The following is a 24,375-nucleotide window of genomic DNA, read 5'->3' as shown; positions in this document are numbered from 1 at the left end:
AAATTATACTGATAAAAGAACAATACTCAGTTTATTTTTGCTAAAAATATAATTTAAAAATGAAGCAAAAATTATCCTCTACCAAAAACAACATCGCTTTAGTCGCTATTTGCCTGGCAACCTTGATGTTCTCTCTTGAAATTTCGAGTGTTCCGGTCATCCTTCCCACACTTGAAAAAGTACTAAACGCAAATCTAAAAGACATGCAATGGATCATGAATATTTATACCATAGGCTGTACCACAGTTTTAATGGCAGCCGGAACTCTGGCCGACCGCTACGGCCGAAAACGTATATTGATCATTACCTTAATTTTATTTAGTATCTCATCATTAGTTTGCGGTTTGGCAGACAATGTAGCTTTATTAGTAATCAGTCGTTTTTTTCAGGGAGTAAGCGGCGGCGCGATGCTAATTTGCCAGATAGCTACTTTATCACATCAATTTCAGGAAGGAAAAGAACGCAGCAGGGCTTTTAGTATCTGGGGAATTATTCTTGGTGTCGGATTGGGTTTTGGTCCCATAATAGGCGGTTCTATTATCGCAATATTATCCTGGCAATGGGTATTTTTAATACACGTACCTATTGCGGTTCTTGCTGCAATTCTCGTTTATGGTTATGTAGATGAATCTAAAGATGCTGACGCTAAAAAAATAGATCTATGGGGAATGATTACATTATCTTTCGCCGTATTTGGATTAACGTATTTTATCACGCAAGGACCTGATCTTGGTTTTACAAGCCCAATAGCTTTGGGCATTTTAGCAGTTACATTAATAAGCTTTGTATTGTTTTTATGGGTAGAAAAAACCAATCCTTATCCCATGTTTGATTTTTCGGTTTTTAAAATACGTAATTTTTCAGGGGCCATTTTTGGATCTATTGGTATGAATTTCAGCTTTTGGCCTTTCATCATTTATCTCCCTATTTATTTTCAAAGTTGTCTGGGATACGATGTTGTAACCGTAGGGCTTTCTTTATTAGCTTATACTCTTCCTACTTTAGTAATTCCGCCTTTTGCCGAATATCTTTCGGTTCGATATCGCTCCGGAATTGTAATTCCGTTAGGGTTATTTGTTATAGGATTGGGTTTTATCGTTATGAGATACGGCAGCATTGCAGAACACGCCAGCTGGCTCACAATGCTTCCGGGCTCTTTACTGGCAGGAATTGGGTTAGGTTTAACCAATACGCCAGTTACCAACACCACTACAAGCTCAGTGCCTGCAAATCGGTCAGGTATGGCTTCGGGAATCGATATGAGTGCCAGATTAATTACTTTATCAATAAATATCGCTTTGATGGGTTTTATTCTTGTACAAGGAATACTCTCGTATTTAAACAATGCTTTTTCAGGAGCTATTGATTCAAAAACATTACAATCTATTTCAGAAAAAGTTGCGGCTGGAAATTTCTCATCTCTTAATCAGGATTTTCCTCAATTAGCAACACTAGATTCATCCCAATCCATATTACATGATGCATTGGCTCATGGTTTCGAAATGATATTGCTTTACGGGGGAATTGGCGTCTGGATTTTGGCTATAATGAGTTTTATATTGTTTAATCCAAAGAAAACTCAAAGCAATTTATAATTAAAGGTCTACAGTTTGTGCCGTTAGGCACTAAATATTGGTAAAAAATTAAGCTCTAAGATCCTGGCGTGCCGTAGGTACGCAACAAAACGATAACTATTGCGTACCTACGGCACGCTAAATATTTCTATTCCTGTTTTCTACCAATATTTTAGTGCCTAACGGCACATTTAAACTTTTGATTAAGATTTATAAATCTACTTTTAGCAACTAAAAATCTTTACTGCTTTTTAGGTTTTTTAAATTCGGGAAGAAATCAATTCCGGTCATTTTTTCTAAAGTTTCGATAGGCACTACAAAATCGTAAAGTGATTTATTACTATCTTGATTAGGAACCAAGAAAGCAATTGCTTTATGTTCTTTGCCTTTTTTAGCTAAAATAATTTTATAAAAATATTTAGGAACAGCTACTTTTCCTGTTCCTATTTTTTTATCCGAATCTTTCAAAATCCCTCCCGTTACTACATAAATATCATTGTATTTATCAGCCCAATAACGTGTTTTTTGTTCTAAACGATTCCAGATTCCGCTATTAAAAGCGTGATCCTGTGGCGAGATATTCGAAGTATAAAATGTATCATTATAGGCTTTCTGATCAAATTCCATATCTCCGGCAGGGCAAAGATGTCCTTTATCATAACCGGATTTTTTATAATTTCTCCAATCTGCAGAACCCGTCGTTACACTTGGATCTTCAATAAAATAAGGACGTTTATAATTCCCGTTTTTCAAATACTCTTTCTTCAGTTCATACGCAACCCATTCTGCCTGCTCAAACTTTTCATTATAGGATAGGGTATAATACTGATGTTTTACAATTTGCTTGGTTGTAGAAGTTGGCAAATAAGCATAAGTATATAACGAATCTGTACTGTTTTGATTAGAAACAAAAGACGTTTGTGCTTCCTGTAATTCGCCATTGCTATCTATTTCTTTTTTACACGACAATAACATAAAGCCTATCAAACCTAAAACAATATAATTCTTCATTCCTTTACTATTTTTATTTTTCTTCTAAAATTCAGCTTTAGCAAAAAGCCACTTCTTACAAAAATACAATATAACCGCACAAAAAAACGCTCCAGAAATTTAAATTTTCTGAAGCGTTTTCTAACAAATTAATTCTTTAAAGAATTAAGATTTTACTAATTTATCCTTTTTCATTTTAGGAGAAACTGATCCTTTTACCACACTACCTTTAGATTGCAAATCATCCAAAACATTTAATGCTTCTTCAACATAAACATCTTTAGATAAAGCCTGATGCCAGGCATCTCTTTTTTCTTTTAAACTTGCGTCAGCTTTCATTTCAAGCTCTTCGTAAGGTAACGATTTAAATACCAAGTCATTTTTATAATCTGAAATTGGTTTGTATTTCTTACCCTCGTTTTCTACTTGTTCCTGAGTCGCTTTAAAACTATTGATATTTAAGCTATAGGTGTTTTCTTTATTTTTAACATCAATCCATTTCGCATTGTCTTCAATTAATTTGAATTGAGCATTTTGAGCGATTCTGTCTTTACTATTGGCAATTGCTTTAGTAAAATTCTCATTTGATTTCCATGTGCTGTAATCTGCTGGATCTATTTTATCCCACGGCATAGCATTTTCATTATCACGTTCTCCCATTTTTAGATAAGCATAACGATCTGGCATCACAACATCACTATGAACACCTTCTAACTGAGTAGAACCTCCGTTAATTCTGTAAAACTTCTGTCCTGTAATTTTTAAAGCTCCTAAATCACCATAGTTTGCATTACGAACAAATTGGTTCAAATCAAGAACGTTTTGTACAGTTCCTTTACCATAAGTTTGTTTACTACCAATGATAACTCCACGTTTGTAATCCTGAATTGCAGCAGCCAAAATCTCTGATGCCGAAGCTGAGAAACTGTTTACCATAATTACTAACGGTCCGTCCCACTCGATTTTTTTATCTTTATCGTATAAAACTTCTTTCTTTTTACCTGCAGATTTCACCTGAACAATTGGTCCTTCTTCAATAAATAAACCAGCAATATCAACCACTGTAGATAAAGATCCACCACCATCATCACGAACATCCAGCACAATACCGCTAATATCTTCTTTTTTCAGTCTTTCCACTTCAAGAGCGATATCTTTACCGGCATCACGACCATCTTTATTTTCAAAATCGATATAAAATTTCGGTAAATAGATTACTCCATATTTTAAACCATTTCTTTCTACAATACTAGATTTAGCATAGGTTTCTTCAATTTCGACAATATCTCTAATAATCGAAATAACTTTAGTTGTTCCGTCTACTTTTTTAACTGTAAGTTTTACTTCAGTACCTTTATGACCTTTAATTTTTTTCACCACATCGTCTAAACGCATCCCTACAACATCTACAGGCTCTTCGTTTCCTTGTGCTACTTTCAAAATTAAATCTCCGGCTTCCAATTGTTTTCCTTTCCAGGCTGGTCCTCCTGAAGTTAATTCATCAATTTGAGTAAAATCATTTTTCTTCGTTAATCTCGCTCCAATACCTTCTAATTTACCGCTGATGTTTACATCAAAACGATCTTTTTCTTCTGGTGCAAAATAACTTGTATGCGGATCAAATCGACCCATAATTGAGTTTACATATACAGAAAACCAATCTTCTTTATTCAAATCTTTAATCAAACTAAAGTTATCATCTAAAGATTTTAAAGAACTATCTCGAGTCTCTTTTTCTAAAGTTTCAAAAGATTTCACCTTATAATTAGGATCTTCTTTCTTTTTGTCTTCTTCTAATTTTTGCTTTGTTACCAAAGAAGAAAGCGTCGATAACTTAATTTGTTTTCTCCATCTTTCATTGATTTCTGTTGCATTTTTTGCATAAGGCAACTTATCGTAATCAGCATTAAAAGTCTCATCAACATCATAGTTGAAGGGCTGTGCTAAAATAGTTTTATAACGTTTTTTGCTTTCTTCCATACGTTTCATCAATCTTGTATAAGTAAGATTGAAAAACGTTAGATCTCTATTCAAAAACTGATCGTCTAATTGCAGCTCATATTGTTTAAATTCATCAATATCAGATTGCAAAAAGAATCTTTTCGAAGGATCTAATGCCTCAACGTAATCTTTAAAAATTCCTTTAGAAAATTCATCATTTATTTCTGCCGGACTATAGTGTCCTTTTTCGATAACAAATGCCAATAATTCTAAAAGTGTTTTATCTCTGTTCGGGTCCGGATCAACTGACTTATCTGCATTAATTTTAAAAGCAAATAAGGTTAAAGACAAGCATAATACGGCTATAAGTATTTTATAATTTCTTTTCATAAACTTAATAATAGCATTCATCAAATTTTTTAATCTAAGTTAACTGTAAAAATTGTGCCAACTTGCCAAGTTCGCTATAATTTTTTGTTAAAGATATAAAAATGTTTGAACCTTAAAAGTCTTCTTGAATTAAGTTTATAATTTTTGCTCATTTGTTAGTATTCTACCAAAATCAGTTACTACATTTGCTTTTACAAGCTTTAATTTTGATAAATCGAGATAAAAACCACAGCATGGAAAATGAAAAACCTTTAATATTAGTCACCAATGATGACGGAATTCTTGCGCCGGGAATTAGAGCTTTAATTAGCGTTATGGAAACTATTGGAGAAGTTATCGTAGTAGCGCCAGACAAGCCTCAAAGCGCAATGGGTCATGCAATTACAATAAACAATACTTTATTTCTCGACAAAATTTCGAAAGAAGAAGATCCTGTAACAGAATATAGCTGCTCCGGAACTCCTGTTGATTGTGTGAAACTGGCAGTAAATGAAATTTTAAAAAGAAAACCTGATTTATGTGTTTCCGGAATTAATCACGGAACAAATTCGTCTATAAATGTAATTTATTCAGGAACCATGAGCGCTGCAGTTGAAGCGGGAATAGAAGGAATTCAGGCAATCGGATTTTCTTTATTAGATTTTGACTGGAATGCTGATTTTGAACAAATAAAATCATTTGTTAGAAAAATAGCTTTAGAAACGCTCAAAAATAAATTGCCACCAGGTGTCGTTTTAAACGTTAATTTTCCAAAATTAAAAGAAAACGAGATTAAGGGCATAAAAATTTGTCGTCAGGCAAAAGCCTATTATGCACAGAAATTTGACAAACGACAAACTCCTTTTGGAAAAGATTATTACTGGCTTACCGGAAAATTTACCAATGAAGATCAGGGAGAAGATACTGACGAATGGGCTTTAGAGAATGGTTATATCTCTGTAGTTCCTGTTCAGTTTGATTTAACGGCTCATCATTCTATGCAACAACTTAATACCTGGAATCTAAATGAATAAAAAAGACTTACTTATAGGTTTTGTAATCGGAATTTTTACGGCATTGCTGGGAAGTTATTTGTTTGTTACTTTCTTTACCAAATTTGATTTTGCAACAGGACTTCAAACCATAAAAAAAGAAGGTTATTTAGGAAAAGTAATCACTATAGGTACGGTTTTGGATCTTGCTGTTTTTTGGATTTTATTAAAAAGAAATGAAGAACTTAAAGCAAGAGGCGTAGTTTTGGCAGTGATTGTTCTGGCTATTTCTACTTTATTTATTTAAATCTTATCTTTGCTTTGCAAAAAAAATGTTGTTTTTAAATTTAAAACACACTTTCAATACCATTCATATGAAATACTACATAATCGCAGGTGAAGCCTCGGGAGATCTACACGGTTCAAATTTAATGAAAGCTTTATACGAAGAAGATCCTCAGGCCGATATTAGATTTTGGGGAGGTGACCTTATGCAAAAAGCAGGCGGAACCTTAGTAAAACACTATCGTGAATTGGCTTTTATGGGTTTTGTTGAAGTGATTTTTAATCTAAAAACCATTTTAAACAATATCAAAATTTGCAAAAAAGACATCTTAGAATTCCAGCCTAATGTTTTAATTTTTATTGATTATCCGGGTTTTAATATGCGTATTGCCAAATGGGCCAAAGCATTAAATTATAAAACTCATTATTATATTTCTCCTCAAATCTGGGCGTGGAAAGAAAACCGAATCAAAGCGATCAAACAGGACGTTGATAAAATGTTTGTTATTTTACCGTTTGAAAAAAGTTTCTACGAAGACAAACATCATTTTCCTGTCGATTTTGTTGGACATCCTTTAATCGATGCTATACAAAATCAGCCTGCTTTTGATGAAGTTTCTTTTAGAAAAGAACACCAATTAGGCGAAAAACCTATTATTGCCGTTTTACCAGGAAGCCGTAAACAGGAAATTACCAAAATGCTGAGCGTTATGCTTAGTGTGGTGGATGATTTTCAGGATTACGAATTTGTAATTGCAGGTGCTCCTAGTCAGGATTATGAATTTTATCAGCAGTTTATAAAAAACAAAAACATTGCATTCGTTTCCAACAAAACGTATGATCTATTGCGTTCGTCGACTGCGGCTTTAGTAACATCAGGAACTGCAACGCTCGAAACCGCTCTTTTTAAAGTTCCGGAAGTGGTTTGCTATAAAGGAAGTGCCATCTCCTATCAAATTGCAAAGCGTATTATTACTTTAAAATACATTTCGCTTGTTAATCTAATCATGGATCAGGAAGTGGTGACAGAATTGATTCAGAGCGATTGTAATACCAAACGCATTAAAGAAGAATTGCAAAAATTATTAGAACCAAATTACCGCGAAAAACTACTTAAGAATTATGATATTCTGGAGCAAAAACTAGGCGGAGTTGGCGCAAGTAAAAAAACAGCAAAACTTATTGTAGCTGATTTGAAATAATTTAAAATTTTTGGTTTGAAAAAAATACTCCTTTTAGCTCTTTTGGCTGTCTTTTTTACTTCTTGTAAATCGACATCAACTACTGTGAGCAAAAAAGAATCGAAGTCAGAAAACAAGTATGTAGTCAATCATTTGATTGAAAAAGCAACTGATAATATTGGTGTACGCTATAAAGCCGGCGGTACATCAAAAAGTGGTTACGACTGTTCAGGACTGGTTTTTACGACATTTCAATCAGAAAATATTACGCTGCCGAGAAGTTCTTATGATCAGGCTAAAATTGGAAAAGTTATTAAGTTTAATGATGCTAAAAAGGGCGATTTGATCTTTTTTAAAACCAACCGAAGCAAACAAATTAATCACGTTGGACTCATTACTGAAGTAAATTCAAGTGAAATCAAATTTGTTCATTCGTCAACGTCAAAAGGGGTAATAATTTCTTCTACCAAAGAAGCTTATTACCAAAATTCATTTGTACAAATCAACCGGATTGTCGAGTAAATTTAATTAAATAAAATATATCTTTTTTCTTACAAAATATTTAATACTTTTAAACCATGAAAGTATTAGATTTTCCGTTAACCAAAATTACAATTTGGTTTCTATTAAGTATTTTGTTTTGCTATTATTGTCAACCATCAATATATATTGTTATTTCATGCTTTATTGTTGGTCTCCTTATATTTTCGATCTGCTATTTTTTGATTAGAAGAAATAAAAAATTCATTCCCCTTTTTGGAATAAACACTTATTTCATTTCTTTTTTCATTGGTGTTTTAGCCTTATTGCTTCACACCAATTCTCTTCAAAAATCAAATTATATTCATTGCAAAAAAGCATTTGAAACTCCGGAAATCATAACTTTTACTTTACGGGAAAAACTTAAAAGCAATACTTATAATGATCGATTTACTGCAATAATCAACAGCATCAGCGGTAAAAATTATTTCGGTAAAATCATTGTCAACATTCAAAAAGACAGTCTTAAAAGTCTGATTATAGGAGATATTATAAAAGCAAAAACGGTTTTACAACCCAATGGCATAAATAAAAATCCCAATCAGTTCGATTACTGTAAATATCTGGCAGACAAGCAAATTTATGCACAAGTGTATATTAACAAAGCAGAAATTGATATTCATAAAACTCCTAAAAAAGACATTTGGTATTATTCCGGTCGTTTGCATTCCCGTATTGTTCGCAATCTGGAAAAAGCTAATTTTAATAAAGAAGAAATGAATGTTGCACTGGCTCTTATTTTAGGGCAACAACAAGAAATTTCGTCTGATATTATTCAGGATTATCAATACTCCGGCGCTACACACATACTTTCGGTTTCAGGATTGCATGTTGGTTTTATAATGCTTTTTATCAATTTTGTTTTAAAACCAATTCCAAATACACGAAAAGGTTCTTTTGTAAAACTAATTTCAATTTTAGTATCATTAGGCGCATTTGCAATAATTTCAGGTTTATCTCCTTCTGTTTTAAGATCTGTTGTTATGTTTTCGTTTTTAGCCATCGGAAACCATTTACGACGAAGCGGAAGTATCTATCATACTTTGCTAGTCTCGATGTTGCTAATATTACTTTTTGAACCTTATTTTCTATTTGATGTTGGTTTTCAACTAAGTTACCTTGCTTTATTTTTTATTGTCTGGTTACAACCGTTATTAAAAACAATCTGGACTCCAAAGCGAAAAATTCAAGTCACCATCTGGAATGCGTTAACGGTTTCTTTTGCTGCACAAATTGGCACTCTGCCTTTATGTTTGTATTATTTTCATCAATTTCCGGGATTATTTTTTGTGACCAATATTGTTATCATTCCTATTTTATCTTTTATCATGATCGCAGGAATCATCGTTATGATTCTGGCAATTTTCACTTCTCCGCCATTAATCATTATTGAGATTTTCGAAAAAAGCATTTATCTTTTAAACAAAACGATTCATATTGTAGCTTCTTTTGAATGGTTTGTAATACGCGATATCAGCTTCAATTTTTATTATTTGATTACTTTTTATCTCTTTATTATTTCAGCCATTATTTGGAGTAAAAATCCCAATTACAGTAAATTGTTGTTTTTATTATCCAGCATAATTTTATTGCAGATTTCTGTATTATATACCAAAAGAGAAATCGAGAATAATGAGGAAATGATTGTTTACAACACAAAGAAAAATACATTAATTTCTAAACGCACAGGAAAAGACATCACTATTTTCACCAGTGATACACTTTCTAAAAACAACGTTCTAATTCCTTACCTGGTTGGAAATTTTAGCCGTTTACAATCCCGGAAGAAAATAGAAAACACGTTATTTTTTAATGGGAAAAGAATTCTTGTCATTGATAGTTCAGGGATTTATCCCACCAAAATTCAGCCAGATATTTTGATCCTTACGCAGACGCCTAAAATAAATTTAGATCGTATGTTACAAGACTTACACCCGAGAATAATCATTGCCGATGGTTCGAATTCTTATGCCATTCAGAAAACATGGAAAACCAGTTGCATCAAAAACAACATTCTTTTTCATGCCACGAACGAAAAAGGATTTTATAAAATAGAATAAAATGAAGTTTATTTAATCTCCATTCAATATTGCTTTAACTTCCGAGATCCACTTTTTTGCTCCACCTGTATTGTATTCCAGCAGGCCCAACTTATTGATTGTGGGTTTATTTCTTCGAATAGAAGCCGTAGCAATGCAAACTTTAGGCAATTCCTCTATACCTAATGCTTCTTTCAACTTCACATTTTGTTCTCTTTCTTCGGCAGATAAAGAAGCATCCGACAAATCGAGTTTTAGTAAAATAATATTCTTCTCTGACCAATCTAAAAAATCTTTCGTTGCAAAAACTTCGTTCTGAATCGCCGGAGAAATTCCTGCGGATGTAAAAAAAATCAAAAGCGGTTTTCTTTGTTCATCGCACATTTTAAGGGCATCATTCATGTTTGTTTTCCATGCTAAATTTTGTGAATGCAAAAAAGAAAACCCTAGAATAAATAAAAAAATAAGTAATTTTTGCTTCATATCTGATCACGTTTAAATTATATTTATTTCACTAATTTAACAACAATGATATTAAAATCACATTAAAAATTAATTTATTTAACCAAAATTCAACACAAATAAACAATAGATAATAAATCACTATTTTTTTATTGGTTTAATAAAAAACAACGGCATATAATTAATAAACAATTGATTTGCAGTAGAAATAGCTGGTAAAAAAATATCCCTTTTCGCTTAAAAACGAAAAGGGAATCTACAAATTAAACTAAGAAACTTAATTTAAATTTAATTCATTCACTAGGATGCAAGATAGCATTAGATTCTGCTATCCATGCTTTTGCTCCACCTGGTTTGTAGGCAATTTTTCCTAAAGCACTAAATGTTGTTTTATTTTTTCGGATTGAAGCACTTGCAAAACATACCTCAGGTAATTCCTGCACACCAAATGCATTTTTTAATTTAATGTTTTGCTCTTTATCACTTTGCTCAATAGTAGAGTCTGAAAGATCAAGTTTTACAAGAACGACATTGTCACGTGACCAGACTGCAAAATCTGGGGTTTTAAAAATTTCGTTCTGAAGATTTTCCGGTACACCTGAGGCAGTGAATAAAATCAGCATTGGTCTTCTAAGCTCATTACTTATGGCAATCGCATCAGTCATGTTTGTTCTCCAAACTAAATTTTGTGCTTGCAGAAAAAATGAACCTAAAAAAAATAGTAGGATAAGTAATTTTTTAGTCATATTCTAATTGGTTTTGGTTAGTATAGCATGACGAAATTAACATATTATTTTAATTTTCCAATTTTTATTAATACAAAAAATACATTATATGTTTTTTTTCACATAATAAAATATCAAAGCCTTAAAAACACCAAAACAAATGAATAACTTTTCTTACTAAACAAAAAAACTCCTTACGATAACGTAAGGAGTTTCTATACTTATTATTGAGTATGTTTTTTTTTTAAGATTTCTTTGGATGCACAATTCCTTCAGCAACTGTTAACCAGGCAGATGGCCCTCCGGCAACATATCCGGTTTGTCCCAATCCTTTAAAATTTACTTTACCATCTTTTGCCTCAGCACTTGTAAAGTAAATAGTTGGAAATCCCTGAATCCCGAAAGCTTGTTGCAATTCGTTATTCTGATTTTTAATTTCAGGAGTTTGCGGTGTTCTTCTTGGGTAATCCAATTCAACCAAAACGACATTATCTTTAGCCCATTTAGTAAATTCAGGTGTTTTTAAAACTTCATTCTGTAAACGAATACACCAACCACACCAATCACTTCCGGTAAAAAACATCAACATTGGTTTTTGTTCTTTATTACTAACCGTAATTGCTTCTCTTACATCAGTATACCATTTTAATTCTTGCGCCTGCACTGCAAATGCTCCAACTAAAAACAAGGTTATTAAAAATATTTTTTTCATGGTCATTTTAATTTTTCACAAATTTAAACAAAAAAAGAATCCATATATACGTCTACTTTACTTCTTGCATTAATTTCCTGATAATTGGCGAAATTGCCAATAAAATTAATCCTGCAACAAGTGAATAAATTGCCAGTTGATAATATCCTTCTGTATACGATTGTAATTTAGAAACTAAAGTATCTCCTGTATTCGATCTCGAAATCTCTGCTCCTAGTTTACCTGCTGCCAACTGACCAAAAGCACTTGCTAAAAACCATAATCCCATCATCATTCCAAACAGTCTTTTTGGAGACAATTTTGTAATGATCGACATTCCGATTGGCCCTAAGCAAAGCTCACCAATTGTCGTTATTAAATAAGCAAAAGTAAACACATTCAATGAAGTAATTCCTTTAGAATCTGCAAAGAACTTAGTCAAATAGAAGATATAGAATGAAGCGGCAAGGAATAAAAATCCAATTCCGAATTTAATTAAAGTATTAGGTTCTATTTTTCTTTTCCCTAACCAGATCCATAATAAACCAATAAGCGGACTTAATACTACTACAAAAAATGTATTCGAGCTGTTATTGACAACATTAGGGTCTATTGTAAAAAACAATAGTTTATCATTTAGATTATCTTTTGCAAAAAGCGATAAAGATCCTCCACTTTGCTCGTAAATAGAGTTGAACAAGAAATAGAAAAATACAAACAGAAAAGCTGCAAATAATTTCTTTTGCATTTTAGCATCTCCCAACTTAATCAGTTCGTAAACAAAATACAAAACAGCAACTGTACCAATTGTATACATGAAATAATCTGTATAGTCTGTATTTTTTACCATTATAAAAATAAACGGCAAACTTAAAATTGACAAAGCATATACTGCTATTTCACGAATTCTTCTTTTAGCAGGCGCTAAATTCAATAAAGGAGAATCTCCAATTGGCCCCAGATTTTTTTTAGTAAATAAAAACGTAACCAATCCTAAAAACATCACAATTGCAGCTGACAAAAAGCATAACTGCCATGAATAGTATTTTCCTAAATAAACACATAAGGCACCACCAAATAGTCCCCCAACATTTATTCCGGCATAAAACATTCCATAACCGGCATCTCTACGTCCATCGTTTTCATGATACAATTCTCCCACCATCGAAGAAACGTTTGGCTTAAAAAAACCAGTTCCGATGATAGAGAATGCGATTCCATAATAAAACATATCATGAGGCGCGACAGCAATCAAAAGATTACCCAGAATCATAACGATTCCTCCAAAAAATAATGATTTTTTAAACCCTAAAACTTTATCGGCAAAAATACCGCCAATAAAAGTAAAAGCATATACAAAAGCCTGAATAGCACCATATTGCTCACTAGCATGATCTTCTTTTAAAAAAAGTTGATCTACCATAAAAATAACCAAAACACCACGCATTCCGTAAAAGCAAAAACGCTCCCACATTTCAACAAAAAACAAATACCACAATTGTTTCGGGTAATTGCCTTTAAAATTTTGAATTTCCTCTAAAGTGATCTTCTGCTCCATTTATTTATAAATAATTTAATTGATTCCTCGTTCTTTCATCACCTTGTTAAGTTGCTTTACTAACGCAAACATTAGTACAGTTGCAAACATTAACAATGCAAAATTAACCCAAAAAAAGTTAGCTTTATTATCGTACGTATCCCACATACTCGCCAAAACTCCACTTAACTTATTTCCTATCGATGTCGACAAAAACCAGCCGCCCATCATTAACGAAGTAATATTAACAGGACTCAATTTCGACACAACCGATAATCCCATCGGACTTAAAAATAATTCTCCAATTGTTATGATTCCGTAATTGGCTACCAACCACCATGCACTCACTTTTTCTGCTCCGTCATGGCCAATTTGTACTGCAGCAACCATCACCAAAACTGACAGGGCCGAAATTAACAAACCAAAAGCAATTTTCGTAGGTGTTGAAGGTTCTTTTTTTCTGGCTCGTAAAAAAGAAAAAAATGCCACAACCAAAGGTGTTAATATAATAACCCATGCCGGATTAATTGACTGACTTAAGTTGGTCGCCCAAAGGTGTACTTTCGCTCCTTCTGCAGGCAATTTTTCAGGGGCAACATTTCTAAAATATAAAGGGTAATTTACTTCTGTTTCGACAACTCCATTTACTTTTTGCAAACGAAACTGCTGATCATAAACTTCAGTGGTTGCTTTTTTGTATTCTACTTCTTTCGCTAATTTTAATTTACCAACAACCTGACCTGCTGTTCCCGCTACTTCTCTGTCAGTATAACGATCTGCCCAGGTAGTAAGCGCCGAGCCATTAAGTTTAAATACGGCCCAAAATAAAATTACAACTCCAAAAATAGCCAATAAAGCCCCAATCGGGCGTTTGTCTTCTACTTTGGCTTTAAAATAAAGTGATCCGTAAAAGAAAACAATCGGAATACAGGCAAAAATAAAAGCATCTGTACTATCTGAACCAAAAATATAACTATCTAAATTAGTTTCTGAAGCAACTCCTTTGATCAACCATCCAATGGCACCAAAAACAAAAGAAGGCAATAGAATAAACAGGATAATTTTATAAAATGGCATATCACCTTCCTGAACTCCTTTTTTCTGGTCGTATCCTACATAATGTTTTGTCCCTAATAAAAACACAATAACGCCAATAAACATACCTACACCCGCAGCCATAAAAGCCCAATGCCAGCCTAAAAGAATCTGCAATGCAGCGCCAAAGAAATTACAAATAAACGCTCCAACATTAATTCCCATGTAGAAAATATTGTAGCCTTCATCCTTTTTATCTTTATACTCTTCTTTAGAATAAAAACTTCCTAATAATGTCGAAATATTCGGCTTAAAAAACCCATTTCCCACAATTACCAAAGTCATGGCAATATAAAGTACCGTTATATCATGTACTCCCATTAAGAAGTACCCAATACCCATTAAAATTCCGCCAAAAACAATAGATTTTTTATAGCCTAAATACCTGTCAGCAACAAGTCCGCCAATAAAAGGAGTTAAAAAAACCAATGCGATAAAAGTTCCGTAAAGATCCGAAGCCTCTTTCTCTGTCATTGCAAAACCATCTTTTACATCTTTTAGATATAAAGTAAAAATTCCGATCATTAAATAATAACCAAAACGCTCCCACATTTCAGATAAAAACAAATAAGGAAGGGCTTTTGGGTGTTTTTTCCACATAGCTGTATCTCTTTAAAATTAAAATTACCTACAAGTCTGAACCTGTAGGTAATTTTTTATATATTATTATTACTATTTATCGAACACCGTGCATCATCTTTTTCAAGAATGGAGTCAAAGCAAATAAAATAATTGCCGCGATACCGGTTAAAACAACAAATACCATAAAAAATTCATATAAGTTATGGATTTCGAATCCTGCAAAAAAGTGGTTATGAGCACTAATTTGATGTTGATCTAACAAAGCTACCTGCTCTGCTGTTGGCACAACTTTATTGTCTAAAACTGCCTGAAGATCAATTCCTAATTCTTTTGCTTTTGCAAATTTATCTCCGGTTGCAGGCAAGATAGAACCTAAAGTTCCTCCTAAAGCATAACCAGAAGCATTTGACAAGAAGAAAACTCCATATAATAAAGAAGAAAAACGTTTTGGAGATAATTTACCAACCAATGATAAACCAATTGGAGATAAACATAATTCAGCACATGTATTTAAGAAATACAATAAGATAAGCCATTTAACTAATAATAATCCTGAAGTTCCGATATAAGAAACCTGAGTAGCGATCATAAAGAAACTAATAGAGATTACCACTAAACCTACCGCTAATTTTACCGGAGAAATTGGTTCTTTGTCTTTAGCTCTTAAAGTATCCCAAAGAATACTGAAAGGGACTGCCAAGATAACCACAAATAATCCGTTAAAGATTTGAACCATAGATGGAGGCATTTGCCAGCCAAAGAAGTTTCTGTCTGTTTGGTTATCTGCAATAAAAGTTAATGATGAACCAGCTTGTTCAAAAGCCGCCCAGAAGAAAATAATAAAGAATGAAACGATATAAATTACAATAATTCTATCTCTTTCAACTTTAGTTAAAGAAGTATCCGAAATAATTAATCCGGCTAATGATAAACCGCTTGAATAAATCAGTGTATAAATTAAGTTTTGCCCTACTACATAATGAAAAAAGAATCCTAAAGCGATAAATGCAATTCCTGCAATTGTAAGCGCTTTATTAGAAAAGTTGGCTTTTTGAGCTTCTCCTTCTTCAAAATCTGAAGCTTCATTTTTAGAAGGCAATCCTCCTAATGGTTTTCCATCCGGAGAAACTACATATTTATTTTTTAAAAAGTAAAAAAGTAAAGTTCCTAACAACATTGCGATAGAAGCCGCTAAGAATCCCCATCTAAAAGCATGAATATCTCTAATTCCGCCAGCATCTTTCACATCTCCCAATAAAGGACAGATTGACTGACCTAAAAAAGCTCCGATGTTGATACCCATATAGAAAATAGTAAAAGCACTATCTAATTTTGTTTTTTCTTGTTTAGGATACAAACTCCCCACCATACTAGAAATGTTTGGCTTAAAGAATCCGTTACCAAAAACAATAACTCCTAACGCAGTATACATGATGATAGTAGCAAAAGCTCTGTTACCTTCAAAAACACTTCCACTAGTAAACAATAACAATTGTCCAATTGCCATTAATAATCCGCCTAATAAAATACAGTTTCTGTTACCTAAAAAACGATCCGCAACAAAACCTCCCAACATTGGTGTCAAATAACAAAGTCCAAGGAAACCTCCATAAATCAAAGACGCTTCTTCTTCCTTCATCAATAATGAATTCACAAGAAATAAAGTTAATAAAGCTCGCATTCCATAAAAGTTGAATCGCTCCCACATCTCCGTTCCAAACAATACCCAAAGTCCTTTTGGATGCGCAGTTTTTACTTGAGTTTCTCCCATATTATTTATTATTTGATTAAGGTTTAAAGTTTTATATTATAAATTTTCTTTGATAAAGTTAGTCATTTTATTATAAAGCTGAATTCGAGTCGCTCCACCATAAATACCGTGATTTTTGTCCGGATATATCTGAGAATCAAATTGTTTATTCGCCTGAATCAACGCTTCCATCATTTGCATAGAGTTCTGTACATGAACGTTGTCATCACCAGATCCGTGAATCAATAAAAACTTACCTTTTAATTTAGAAACGTGATTTATAGGAGAGTTTTGATCGTATCCGCTTGCATTTTCCTGTGGAGTCTGCATGTATCTTTCTGTGTAAACAGAATCATAAAAACGCCAGTTTGTTACCGGAGCAACTGCAATTGCCATTTTAAATACGTCATTCCCCTGAAAAATACAGTTTGAAGCCATAAATCCACCATAACTCCATCCAAAGATTCCAATTCTTGCCGCATCAACATAAGGATAAGTCCCAATTACTTTAGCAGCATCAATTTGATCTTGTACTTCGTATTTTCCTAATTCTTTTTGAGTTACTTTTTTGAAATCAGCACCTTTAAAACCAGTTCCTCTTCCGTCAATACAAGCTACGATATAACCTTGTTGCGTAAGAGATGCGAACCAGTAATCATCAGAATTATTCCAGTCATTATTTACCTGTTGAGATCCCGGACCAGAATATTGGTACATGAAAACAGGATATTTTTTAGAAGGATCAAAATCTTTAGGTTTCAAAATCCACGCATTCAATTCATTTCCTTTTGCTGTTTTTAAAACAAAGAATTCTTTTGTTGGCAAATTATACGCTTTCAATTTAGCTGCAAGAGCCTGATTGTTTTCGATCACCTGGATTTCTTTACCTGTTTTAGACTCATTTAAAGTATAAGTCGTCGGCTGAGAAGCACTTGAGAATGTATTGATAAAAAATTGGAAGTTAGGACTAAAAGTCGCCGCGCTTGTTCCAACTTTAGAAGTTAAACGTACTTTACTTTTTCCGTCTAAACCAATTCTGTAGATATCTCTGTTGATAGAACCATTTTCTGTAGATTGGTAGAAAATAGTTTTGTTTTTTTCGTCGAAACCGTAGTACGATACTACTTCCCAGTTTCCTTTTGTAACCTGATTTTTAAGTTTTCCTGTTTTATCATACAAATAGATATGATTAAAACCGTCTTTTTCGCTTGTCCAAATGAAGCTATTATCTTTTAAGAAAGTCAAATTGTCTGTAACATCAACATATGCTTTATCTTTTTCGTTTAGAACCACTTTTGCAGTAGCTGTAGTTCCGTCAACAAATAACAAATCAAGATTATCCTGGTGGCGGTTTAAAACCTGAGCCGATAATATGTTGTTATCATTTGTCCATTGTAATCTCGCAATATAAAAGTCATTATAATTGGCAAGATCTACTTTTTTAGTACTATTTCCGGCCGCATCATATATATGTAATGAAACTACCGAATTTTTTTCTCCCGCTTTAGGATATTTAAACGTTTCGATTGTTGGGTATAAATCTTTATGAAACATCGACATCGAAAATTCCGGAACCTGACTTTCATCAAAACGAATGTAAGCTAGTTTTTTACTGTCTTTACTCCAGTCAAAAGCCCGCACAAATGCAAATTCTTCTTCGTAAACCCAATCCGTAATACCATTAATGATCGCATTTTTCTTTCCGTCAGTCGTAACTGCAGTAGATTTTTTAGATGCTACATCATATACATAAAGGTTGTTTTCTTTTGCGTAAGCGATTTTAGTTCCGTCAGGCGAAAAAGTTGGTTCCTGAACCTGAAAATCAAAAAGTTTGGTAAGTGATTTTGTAGTTATATCGTATAAAAAATAATCTGCCCTAAAAGAGTGACGAAAGATTTTATTTAAATTACAAGCAATTAAGATCTTTTTTTCAGAAGCATCAAAAGTATAGCTGTCAATTCCGTCTGCAAGATCCTTATGATTTTTTGTATCAATTAAGTTCGATACTTTTTTTAGCGTCGCAAAGTCATACAAATCGATCTGCATGCTTCTACTCGCCTGATCTACATTTAAAACTGTATATTGGTCTGTATTCTTTAGGGATTGCAACTCATCCATTCCTTTTGCCCGAAATGCTCCGCTATAAATATCTTCGACAGTAATTTTTTGTTGGCCAAAAACAGTAGCCACTAAAAATAAAAGTATTACAGTAATTTTACTCGTATTCATTGAGAATTATTTTAAATATAAAAAAGAGCCCAATTTTAGTAAAAAAAATGAACATAATACACATTTCAACTGTTAAATGTTAAAAAAAATAACGTTTGCGTACTTTTCAAATTTCAAATACATTGCAAACAAAACTCTTAAAATGGTATCTTTGCCGCAACATTATTATTTAAAATACTGAGAATGAACAACGCTGTTGCCGGATTTTCTAAATTATCCAAAAAAGAAAAAATAAACTGGATTGCCAATACCTATTTTTTAAGCCCTGAAGAAGCTCTAAATATTATAAGAAATTACACAAATTCAGATGAGAAGCTGCAGCAATTGCATGACGAATTTATCGAAAACACCATTACAAACCTTTATATTCCACTTGGAGTTGCTCCTAATTTTTTAATAAACGGACAATACAAAACGATTCCAATGGCAATTGAGGAGAGTTCTGTGGTGGCAGCGGCATCAAAATCAGCAAAATACTGGTCAACACGAGGTGGTTTTAAAGCCACTGTAATTGATACCGAAAAAATTGGTCAGGTACATTTTACTTTCAACGGAGACGCAGCAAAACTACATTCATTCTTTGATCAAATAAAACCAAAATTTTTCTCTGACACACAAAGCATTACAAAAAACATGCAACAACGTGGCGGCGGAATTTTAGATATAAAACTAAAAGACAAAAGAAGTTTATTAGAAAATTATTATCAGCTTCACGCCACTTTTGAGACAAAAGACAGCATGGGAGCCAATTTTATTAACTCTTGTCTGGAACAATTTGCCACGACTTTAAAAGATGAATTTCAGGATTCTGATCTTTTTTCAGAAGATGAAACCCTAAAAGTTGTGATGAGCATTTTATCTAATTATGTTCCTAATTGCATTGTTAGAGCCGAAGTTTCCTGCCCTATCGAAGATTTAGCAGAAAAGCACATCACCAATCCGCAAGAATTTGCGGAGCGCTTTTTACAAGCTGTACAAATTGCCGAAGTCGAACCCTTTAGAGCCGTAACCCATAATAAAGGAATCATGAACGGAGTTGACGCGGTAATTCTCGCAACCGGAAATGATTTTAGAGCCGTAGAAGCCGGAGTTCACGCATACGCTTCAAAAAATGGTCAATACGCCAGTTTATCCCACGCTAAAATCGAGAACGGAATTTTTACTTTCTGGCTCGAACTTCCTTTAGCATTAGGAACCGTAGGAGGATTAACCTCTTTACATCCTTTGGTGAAACTATGTTTTGACATACTCGAAAAACCTTCTGCAAAAGAATTAATGCAAATTGTTGCCGTTGCAGGTTTGGCGCAAAACTTTGCCGCATTGCGTTCATTGACGACTACCGGAATTCAGGAAGGTCATATGAAAATGCACCTAAACAACATCATCAATCAATTTGAAGCTACCGAAGACGAGCGTCGTTTAATTAAATCTCATTTTAAGAAAAACGCCGTATCTCATAGCGCCGTTGTAGAATTTATCGAAACCATAAGAAAATAAACAAAAATTCCAAATATTACAGCTTTCGAATAAAATCCCAAATCCCATTGCTAATTGGAATTTGGAATTTAAAATATTGGAATTTATTTTAAAAATACAGAATGAAAACAACTTTTTATAGTAACGGAAAACTCCTGATTACAGGCGAATATTTAGTTTTAGATGGCGCCAGGGCTTTTGCATTACCCACAAAATTTGGACAAAATTTAATTGTAGAAAACGGTTCAAATCATGAAATTCAATGGGAAAGCTATGATTTTGATGAAAACATCTGGTATCAGGATACTATTTCATTTTCTGAAATCACAAATCCTGTCGATGCAAAAATTGAAACTGTAAAAACGACTTTAATTCAGATTTTACACGAAGCCTATCTTTTAAACCCAGATTTTACAAATAATTCTGAAGGATATAAAATTAGTACCCAACTTACATTTCCTAAAAAATGGGGACTGGGCACTTCTTCTACATTACTAAACAATATTGCCCAATGGACCAATATTGATGCTTTTACGCTCTTAAAAAATAGTTTTGGCGGAAGCGGTTACGACATTGCTTGCGCACAAAATGATACTCCTATCGTGTACCGCCTGGAACAGAATTTACCTATTGTAGAAACGGTTGATTTTAATCCTGATTTTACCCAAAACATCTATTTTGTATATCTTAATAAAAAACAAAATAGCAAGGCCGCGATTAATGCGTATTACAACAATAAGAATCAACATTTAGCGCATAATATCATCGATAACAATAAAATCACCGATACGATCTTAAATGCAAAAACAATAAAAGAATTTGCCGCTGCAGTAGAAAAACATGAAATTCACATGAGCGATATTCTCGAAATACGCACTATTAAAGAAGTTGCTTTTTCTGATTTTAGTGGAGTTGTAAAAAGCCTTGGAGCCTGGGGTGGTGATTTTGTAATGGCAATTTCAAAAGAAGATCCTACAACCTATTTTAGTTCAAAAGGATACGAGACAATTCTATCTTATGATGAAATGATATTACAGCAATAAAACAACAATCTATTACCGATGCAAAATAAAAAAAGTAAATTCAACAGTTTACTTTTTTTTTATTTCACGATGTTTTCTCCAGATGTCGAACTTTTTGAGTTTCCAGTTCGTTTGACTCTATCAATGTATTGTGCAAACGTTCTGCCATTTTTTCTATACTGTTATTAATAGAATCATACACAACTTCCATCCTGCGATGTTTCTCTTCCTTCACGGCTTTCAAAACATCTTCAACAAAAGCTTTATCATATTTTTCAGCAACAGAATCACGAGTGTTCGTTAGTCGTATTACATAATCATTACTCATGATGGTAACTTTAAAATGCTGCTCTTCATTACTCAAATAATATTTGCCTCCCAACTCATCGCTATTGATGTCAGTACTGCTTAGTTTTAAAAGCTCTGTGATTATTCCAAAAATGTGATTTTCGATTTTAGAATACACTCTGGGCCTTTTTCTCAACAAATTAAACATACACATGAAACGCTTGATTATTAAAATATGTACTCATTATCTTTTATAATATTATTTAAAAACTTCTCTATAAGTAAAGTAAAAATCTGAACAAATTAACTGTAATATTCTGAATATCACAAACTTTTTAATCACATTTCTACTATTCCTATATTACTTAAGAAAATACGATGATAATTATTACAAAAAGTAATTTCATGAGTTATTAAAACAAAAGAAAAACCCGAAACATTCATGAGAACGTTTCGGGTTTTTATATGTAAACCTTTTATTTACTAGAAACTAGTAATTAAACTGTAATCTGTTATCTTCAATTTTAGCGTTAGCTTTTAATGCAGGTAAGATTCTGCTTGCATCAGATGCACTTTGAGCTTTTACTTTAGCAACGTACTCAGCGTGGTTAGCCGGAGCTGGAGCTTTGATAGTACTAATATTTTTTACAACATATACTCCTGTATTTCCTTCAATTGGAGCAGAAATTTTATTTGCAGTTAATGCAAATGCATTACCAACAACTTTAGGCTCTTGTCCAACTCCACCAGGTAAAACCGGATTATCCATAGTAACATTAGTTGCTTGTTGAACTGCTACACCAGCACTTTTAGCTACAGCTTCGATAGTAGAACCTGTCATTTTAGCTTTTAAAAGTTCAGCTTTTTTCTTGTTTTTCAAGATTGGCTCAACGTATGGTCTTGCTACTGTTACAGATACTAAACCTGATTTGTTTTCGCTTTTGTATTGAGCAATTACGTGTCCAATATTAGCGATTTCAAAACGTTTTACGTCTCCAACACTAGTTTCTTTGTCATAAGCCCATCTGATGATGTTACGTTGGTTTCCTAAAGGACCAAACGCTTCATCCATAGCTTTTGCTGTTACAGGAGGAGCTACTTTTAAACCTAACTCTTTTGCTGTCGCATTAAAATCTTTCTTAGCAGCGTCCATTTCGAACTTAGTTGCTAATGTAAATACTTTATCAGAAGTAGCCTCAGATGGCTCAATTTTTTGAGCAATTGTTGCTAAACGAATTCCGTCTTGTTTATCAGTAATTTTGATAATGTGGAAACCGAAAGGAGTTTCAACTAAACCAACTTTTCCAATTCCGTTACTGAATACAAAATCATTGAATGGTTTTACCATTTGGTTTGGACCAAAATATCCTAAATCACCACCTTGTTGTGCAGATGAATCATCAGAACTTGTAAAAGCCAACATCATGAAACTATCTGGATTTGCCTGAACCTGAGCAAGAATTTCTTCTGCTTTAGCTTTAGCTTCTTCTTTTGTTCTTTTCTCTTTTTGGTTTGGAGTTTGAGATCCTTCGTAACCAATTAAGATATGACTTGCTTTTGCGTTAACACCAGCTTTAAATCCTAAAGATTTAGAGATAGCATAATATCTTCCGTAAATGTATGGTCCGTAGATTGCTCCTGCAGGTAAGCTGAATAATTTATCAGCATCTAAAGCTGGTAAAGCATTTTTAGGAACATAAGTAGAATCGTAAGGAACATCAGAATTTGAGTTCACAAATTCAGCAATATTAGTTGCGTTTCTAAAACCTGGTAAAGTATCGTTTTTACCTGTTTTTGCGTTATATTCTACTCTTCCGTTTAATAAAGCAGTAATTTTAGATTTGATTTCAGCTTCGTCTTCTTTTGAAGCTTTGTCTTCTACTAAAACGTATTGAATTTCACGAGTTGCATCCGCTTTGAATTTTTTCTCGTTTTTCTTCATATAATCTACGATATCTGAATCAGAAATTTTTACTTCGCTATCTTTAATTGAAGAATATAATGCAGCAGCATAAGCAAAGTTTACTTTGTTAGCTTCCATTTCATATTTCAATTTTCCTTCGCTTACAGTAGTATAAAGACCTGCTTTTACTAATGTGCTGTAGATTTGGAATTTTGCGTTTAATTCAGCATCTTTTTCTTTTTCAGAAATATATTGTGCTGCTTCAGGATTAGCTTTAAAGTATTCTTTAAATTTCGCTACATCAAAAGCACCAGCAGCATTTAGGAACATTGGGTTTTTACCAATGTTTGGATCTGATTTTAAAACTTCAAGTAAGTGTTTTTCACCTACTCTTAATCCTAACTTATCAAACTGAGAAGACAATAATGCGATTGAAACTTCTTGATCCCAAACTCTGTTTGCAGCTTCAGTGGAAGTAATTCCTTGCCCACTTTTTTCAACATTACTAACTTTAACTCTAAAGTCTTCAAATGAAATATCTTTTCCATCGATGCTTCCTACATCTTTTGAACTTTGACCGAAACTTCCTCTAGTGAATAGATCTTGTATTATAAATGCAAATAATGCAAGTGCAATAACTCCTATCAATAAAGCGGAACGCTGTCTAATTTTTGCTAAAACTGCCATTTTTATTATCGTTAATT

19 protein-coding genes are annotated in these 24,375 nt (G+C 33.1%); 8 read left to right on the top strand and 11 right to left on the bottom strand.

The genetic code is table 11. The annotated features are described in order from the left end of the window. Window positions 1-59 precede the first annotated feature (59 nt). The gene (locus tag FLACOL7796_RS11055) at window positions 60-1,595 is read left to right on the top strand and encodes an MFS transporter (RefSeq protein ID WP_173970847.1); all 1,536 of its coding nucleotides are present in this window, start codon (window positions 60-62) and stop codon (window positions 1,593-1,595) included. Window positions 1,596-1,805: 210 nt separating this feature from the next. On the opposite strand, the gene FLACOL7796_RS11050 is transcribed toward FLACOL7796_RS11055, so the two are convergent. Both FLACOL7796_RS11050 and FLACOL7796_RS11045 read right to left on the bottom strand, forming a co-directional pair. Beyond that, window positions 1,806-2,585: a DNA/RNA non-specific endonuclease gene (locus tag FLACOL7796_RS11050; RefSeq protein WP_173970846.1), complete on the bottom strand. Its 780-nt coding sequence runs from the start codon at window positions 2,583-2,585 to the stop codon at window positions 1,806-1,808. Between the two features lie 144 nt (window positions 2,586-2,729). Continuing rightward, window positions 2,730-4,916, bottom strand: a complete 2,187-nt coding sequence (locus tag FLACOL7796_RS11045; RefSeq protein ID WP_173970845.1) for a carboxy terminal-processing peptidase — start codon at window positions 4,914-4,916, stop codon at window positions 2,730-2,732. A 212-nt stretch (window positions 4,917-5,128) separates the two neighbouring features. Between FLACOL7796_RS11045 and surE the strand changes: the two genes are divergently transcribed. The 5 genes from surE (at window position 5,129) to FLACOL7796_RS11020 (ending at window position 9,932) form a co-directional block, all read left to right on the top strand. After that, on the top strand, window positions 5,129-5,908 hold the full coding sequence (gene surE / locus FLACOL7796_RS11040) for a 5'/3'-nucleotidase SurE (RefSeq protein WP_173970844.1): 780 nt from the start codon (window positions 5,129-5,131) through the stop codon (window positions 5,906-5,908). Further along, on the top strand, window positions 5,901-6,173 hold the full coding sequence (locus FLACOL7796_RS11035) for a hypothetical protein (protein ID WP_173970843.1): 273 nt from the start codon (window positions 5,901-5,903) through the stop codon (window positions 6,171-6,173). Before surE ends, FLACOL7796_RS11035 begins: the two co-directional genes overlap by 8 nt. Window positions 6,174-6,240: 67 nt before the next feature. Next, on the top strand, window positions 6,241-7,353 hold the full coding sequence (gene lpxB / locus FLACOL7796_RS11030) for a lipid-A-disaccharide synthase (RefSeq protein WP_173970842.1): 1,113 nt from the start codon (window positions 6,241-6,243) through the stop codon (window positions 7,351-7,353). Window positions 7,354-7,368: 15 nt separating this feature from the next. Further along, window positions 7,369-7,854 (top strand): C40 family peptidase, encoded by a 486-nt coding sequence (locus FLACOL7796_RS11025; RefSeq protein WP_173970841.1) that lies wholly within the window; start codon window positions 7,369-7,371, stop codon window positions 7,852-7,854. Window positions 7,855-7,910: 56 nt separating this feature from the next. Beyond that, on the top strand, window positions 7,911-9,932 hold the full coding sequence (locus FLACOL7796_RS11020; protein WP_173970840.1) for a ComEC/Rec2 family competence protein: 2,022 nt from the start codon (window positions 7,911-7,913) through the stop codon (window positions 9,930-9,932). A 12-nt stretch (window positions 9,933-9,944) separates the two neighbouring features. Here the strand turns inward: FLACOL7796_RS11020 and FLACOL7796_RS11015 are convergent, their stop codons facing one another. The 7 genes from FLACOL7796_RS11015 to FLACOL7796_RS10985 form a co-directional block, all read right to left on the bottom strand. Continuing rightward, on the bottom strand, window positions 9,945-10,394 hold the full coding sequence (locus FLACOL7796_RS11015) for a thioredoxin domain-containing protein (RefSeq protein ID WP_173970839.1): 450 nt from the start codon (window positions 10,392-10,394) through the stop codon (window positions 9,945-9,947). Window positions 10,395-10,666: 272 nt separating this feature from the next. Next, a complete protein-coding gene (locus FLACOL7796_RS11010; RefSeq protein ID WP_173970838.1) occupies window positions 10,667-11,119 on the bottom strand; it encodes a thioredoxin family protein in 453 nt (150 codons plus the stop codon). A gap of 223 nt (window positions 11,120-11,342) precedes the next feature. Next, entirely contained in the window at window positions 11,343-11,810 is a 468-nt protein-coding gene (locus FLACOL7796_RS11005; RefSeq protein ID WP_173970837.1) for a thioredoxin family protein, read from the bottom strand. 52 nt (window positions 11,811-11,862) lie between these two features. Then, window positions 11,863-13,347 (bottom strand): peptide MFS transporter, encoded by a 1,485-nt coding sequence (locus FLACOL7796_RS11000; RefSeq protein WP_173970836.1) that lies wholly within the window; start codon window positions 13,345-13,347, stop codon window positions 11,863-11,865. Window positions 13,348-13,362: 15 nt separating this feature from the next. Then, window positions 13,363-15,021 carry a peptide MFS transporter gene (locus FLACOL7796_RS10995; protein ID WP_173970835.1) on the bottom strand — a complete coding sequence of 553 codons (1,659 nt, stop codon included), beginning with the start codon at window positions 15,019-15,021 and terminating at the stop codon, window positions 13,363-13,365. A gap of 76 nt (window positions 15,022-15,097) precedes the next feature. Beyond that, window positions 15,098-16,774: a peptide MFS transporter gene (locus FLACOL7796_RS10990; RefSeq protein ID WP_173970834.1), complete on the bottom strand. Its 1,677-nt coding sequence runs from the start codon at window positions 16,772-16,774 to the stop codon at window positions 15,098-15,100. Window positions 16,775-16,810: 36 nt separating this feature from the next. After that, on the bottom strand, window positions 16,811-18,982 hold the full coding sequence (locus FLACOL7796_RS10985; RefSeq protein ID WP_173970833.1) for a S9 family peptidase: 2,172 nt from the start codon (window positions 18,980-18,982) through the stop codon (window positions 16,811-16,813). 183 nt (window positions 18,983-19,165) lie between these two features. Between FLACOL7796_RS10985 and FLACOL7796_RS10980 the strand changes: the two genes are divergently transcribed. Together FLACOL7796_RS10980 and FLACOL7796_RS10975 are read left to right on the top strand one after the other, a co-directional pair. Then, the gene (locus FLACOL7796_RS10980) at window positions 19,166-20,479 is read left to right on the top strand and encodes a hydroxymethylglutaryl-CoA reductase, degradative (protein WP_173970832.1); all 1,314 of its coding nucleotides are present in this window, start codon (window positions 19,166-19,168) and stop codon (window positions 20,477-20,479) included. Window positions 20,480-20,580: 101 nt separating this feature from the next. Further along, entirely contained in the window at window positions 20,581-21,501 is a 921-nt protein-coding gene (locus FLACOL7796_RS10975) for a GYDIA family GHMP kinase (protein ID WP_173970831.1), read from the top strand. A 64-nt stretch (window positions 21,502-21,565) separates the two neighbouring features. Here FLACOL7796_RS10975 and FLACOL7796_RS10970 read toward each other — a convergent pair whose 3' ends face one another. Both FLACOL7796_RS10970 and FLACOL7796_RS10965 read right to left on the bottom strand, forming a co-directional pair. Further along, a complete protein-coding gene (locus FLACOL7796_RS10970; protein ID WP_232067354.1) occupies window positions 21,566-21,946 on the bottom strand; it encodes a hypothetical protein in 381 nt (126 codons plus the stop codon). Between the two features lie 312 nt (window positions 21,947-22,258). Then, the gene (locus tag FLACOL7796_RS10965) at window positions 22,259-24,358 is read right to left on the bottom strand and encodes a peptidylprolyl isomerase (RefSeq protein ID WP_173970829.1); all 2,100 of its coding nucleotides are present in this window, start codon (window positions 24,356-24,358) and stop codon (window positions 22,259-22,261) included. Window positions 24,359-24,375: the final 17 nt, after the last annotated feature.

This window comes from Flavobacterium bizetiae (genome assembly GCF_902804475.1).
Classification (GTDB): domain Bacteria; phylum Bacteroidota; class Bacteroidia; order Flavobacteriales; family Flavobacteriaceae; genus Flavobacterium; species Flavobacterium bizetiae.
The sequence above is the reverse complement of the archived record's forward strand: the minus strand, read 5'-3'. Positions and strand labels throughout refer to the sequence as shown.

Coding starts and splice junctions, on each gene's coding strand:
- FLACOL7796_RS11055 (WP_173970847.1), top strand. CDS start 60: ATGAAGCAAAAATTATCCTCTACCAAAAACAACATCGCTTTAGTCGCT.
- FLACOL7796_RS11050 (WP_173970846.1), bottom strand. CDS start 2,585: ATGAAGAATTATATTGTTTTAGGTTTGATAGGCTTTATGTTATTGTCG.
- FLACOL7796_RS11045 (WP_173970845.1), bottom strand. CDS start 4,916: ATGAATGCTATTATTAAGTTTATGAAAAGAAATTATAAAATACTTATA.
- surE (WP_173970844.1), top strand. CDS start 5,129: ATGGAAAATGAAAAACCTTTAATATTAGTCACCAATGATGACGGAATT.
- FLACOL7796_RS11035 (WP_173970843.1), top strand. CDS start 5,901: ATGAATAAAAAAGACTTACTTATAGGTTTTGTAATCGGAATTTTTACG.
- lpxB (WP_173970842.1), top strand. CDS start 6,241: ATGAAATACTACATAATCGCAGGTGAAGCCTCGGGAGATCTACACGGT.
- FLACOL7796_RS11020 (WP_173970840.1), top strand. CDS start 7,911: ATGAAAGTATTAGATTTTCCGTTAACCAAAATTACAATTTGGTTTCTA.
- FLACOL7796_RS11015 (WP_173970839.1), bottom strand. CDS start 10,394: ATGAAGCAAAAATTACTTATTTTTTTATTTATTCTAGGGTTTTCTTTT.
- FLACOL7796_RS11010 (WP_173970838.1), bottom strand. CDS start 11,119: ATGACTAAAAAATTACTTATCCTACTATTTTTTTTAGGTTCATTTTTT.
- FLACOL7796_RS11005 (WP_173970837.1), bottom strand. CDS start 11,810: ATGAAAAAAATATTTTTAATAACCTTGTTTTTAGTTGGAGCATTTGCA.
- FLACOL7796_RS11000 (WP_173970836.1), bottom strand. CDS start 13,347: ATGGAGCAGAAGATCACTTTAGAGGAAATTCAAAATTTTAAAGGCAAT.
- FLACOL7796_RS10995 (WP_173970835.1), bottom strand. CDS start 15,021: ATGTGGAAAAAACACCCAAAAGCCCTTCCTTATTTGTTTTTATCTGAA.
- FLACOL7796_RS10990 (WP_173970834.1), bottom strand. CDS start 16,774: ATGGGAGAAACTCAAGTAAAAACTGCGCATCCAAAAGGACTTTGGGTA.
- FLACOL7796_RS10985 (WP_173970833.1), bottom strand. CDS start 18,982: ATGAATACGAGTAAAATTACTGTAATACTTTTATTTTTAGTGGCTACT.
- FLACOL7796_RS10980 (WP_173970832.1), top strand. CDS start 19,166: ATGAACAACGCTGTTGCCGGATTTTCTAAATTATCCAAAAAAGAAAAA.
- FLACOL7796_RS10975 (WP_173970831.1), top strand. CDS start 20,581: ATGAAAACAACTTTTTATAGTAACGGAAAACTCCTGATTACAGGCGAA.
- FLACOL7796_RS10965 (WP_173970829.1), bottom strand. CDS start 24,358: ATGGCAGTTTTAGCAAAAATTAGACAGCGTTCCGCTTTATTGATAGGA.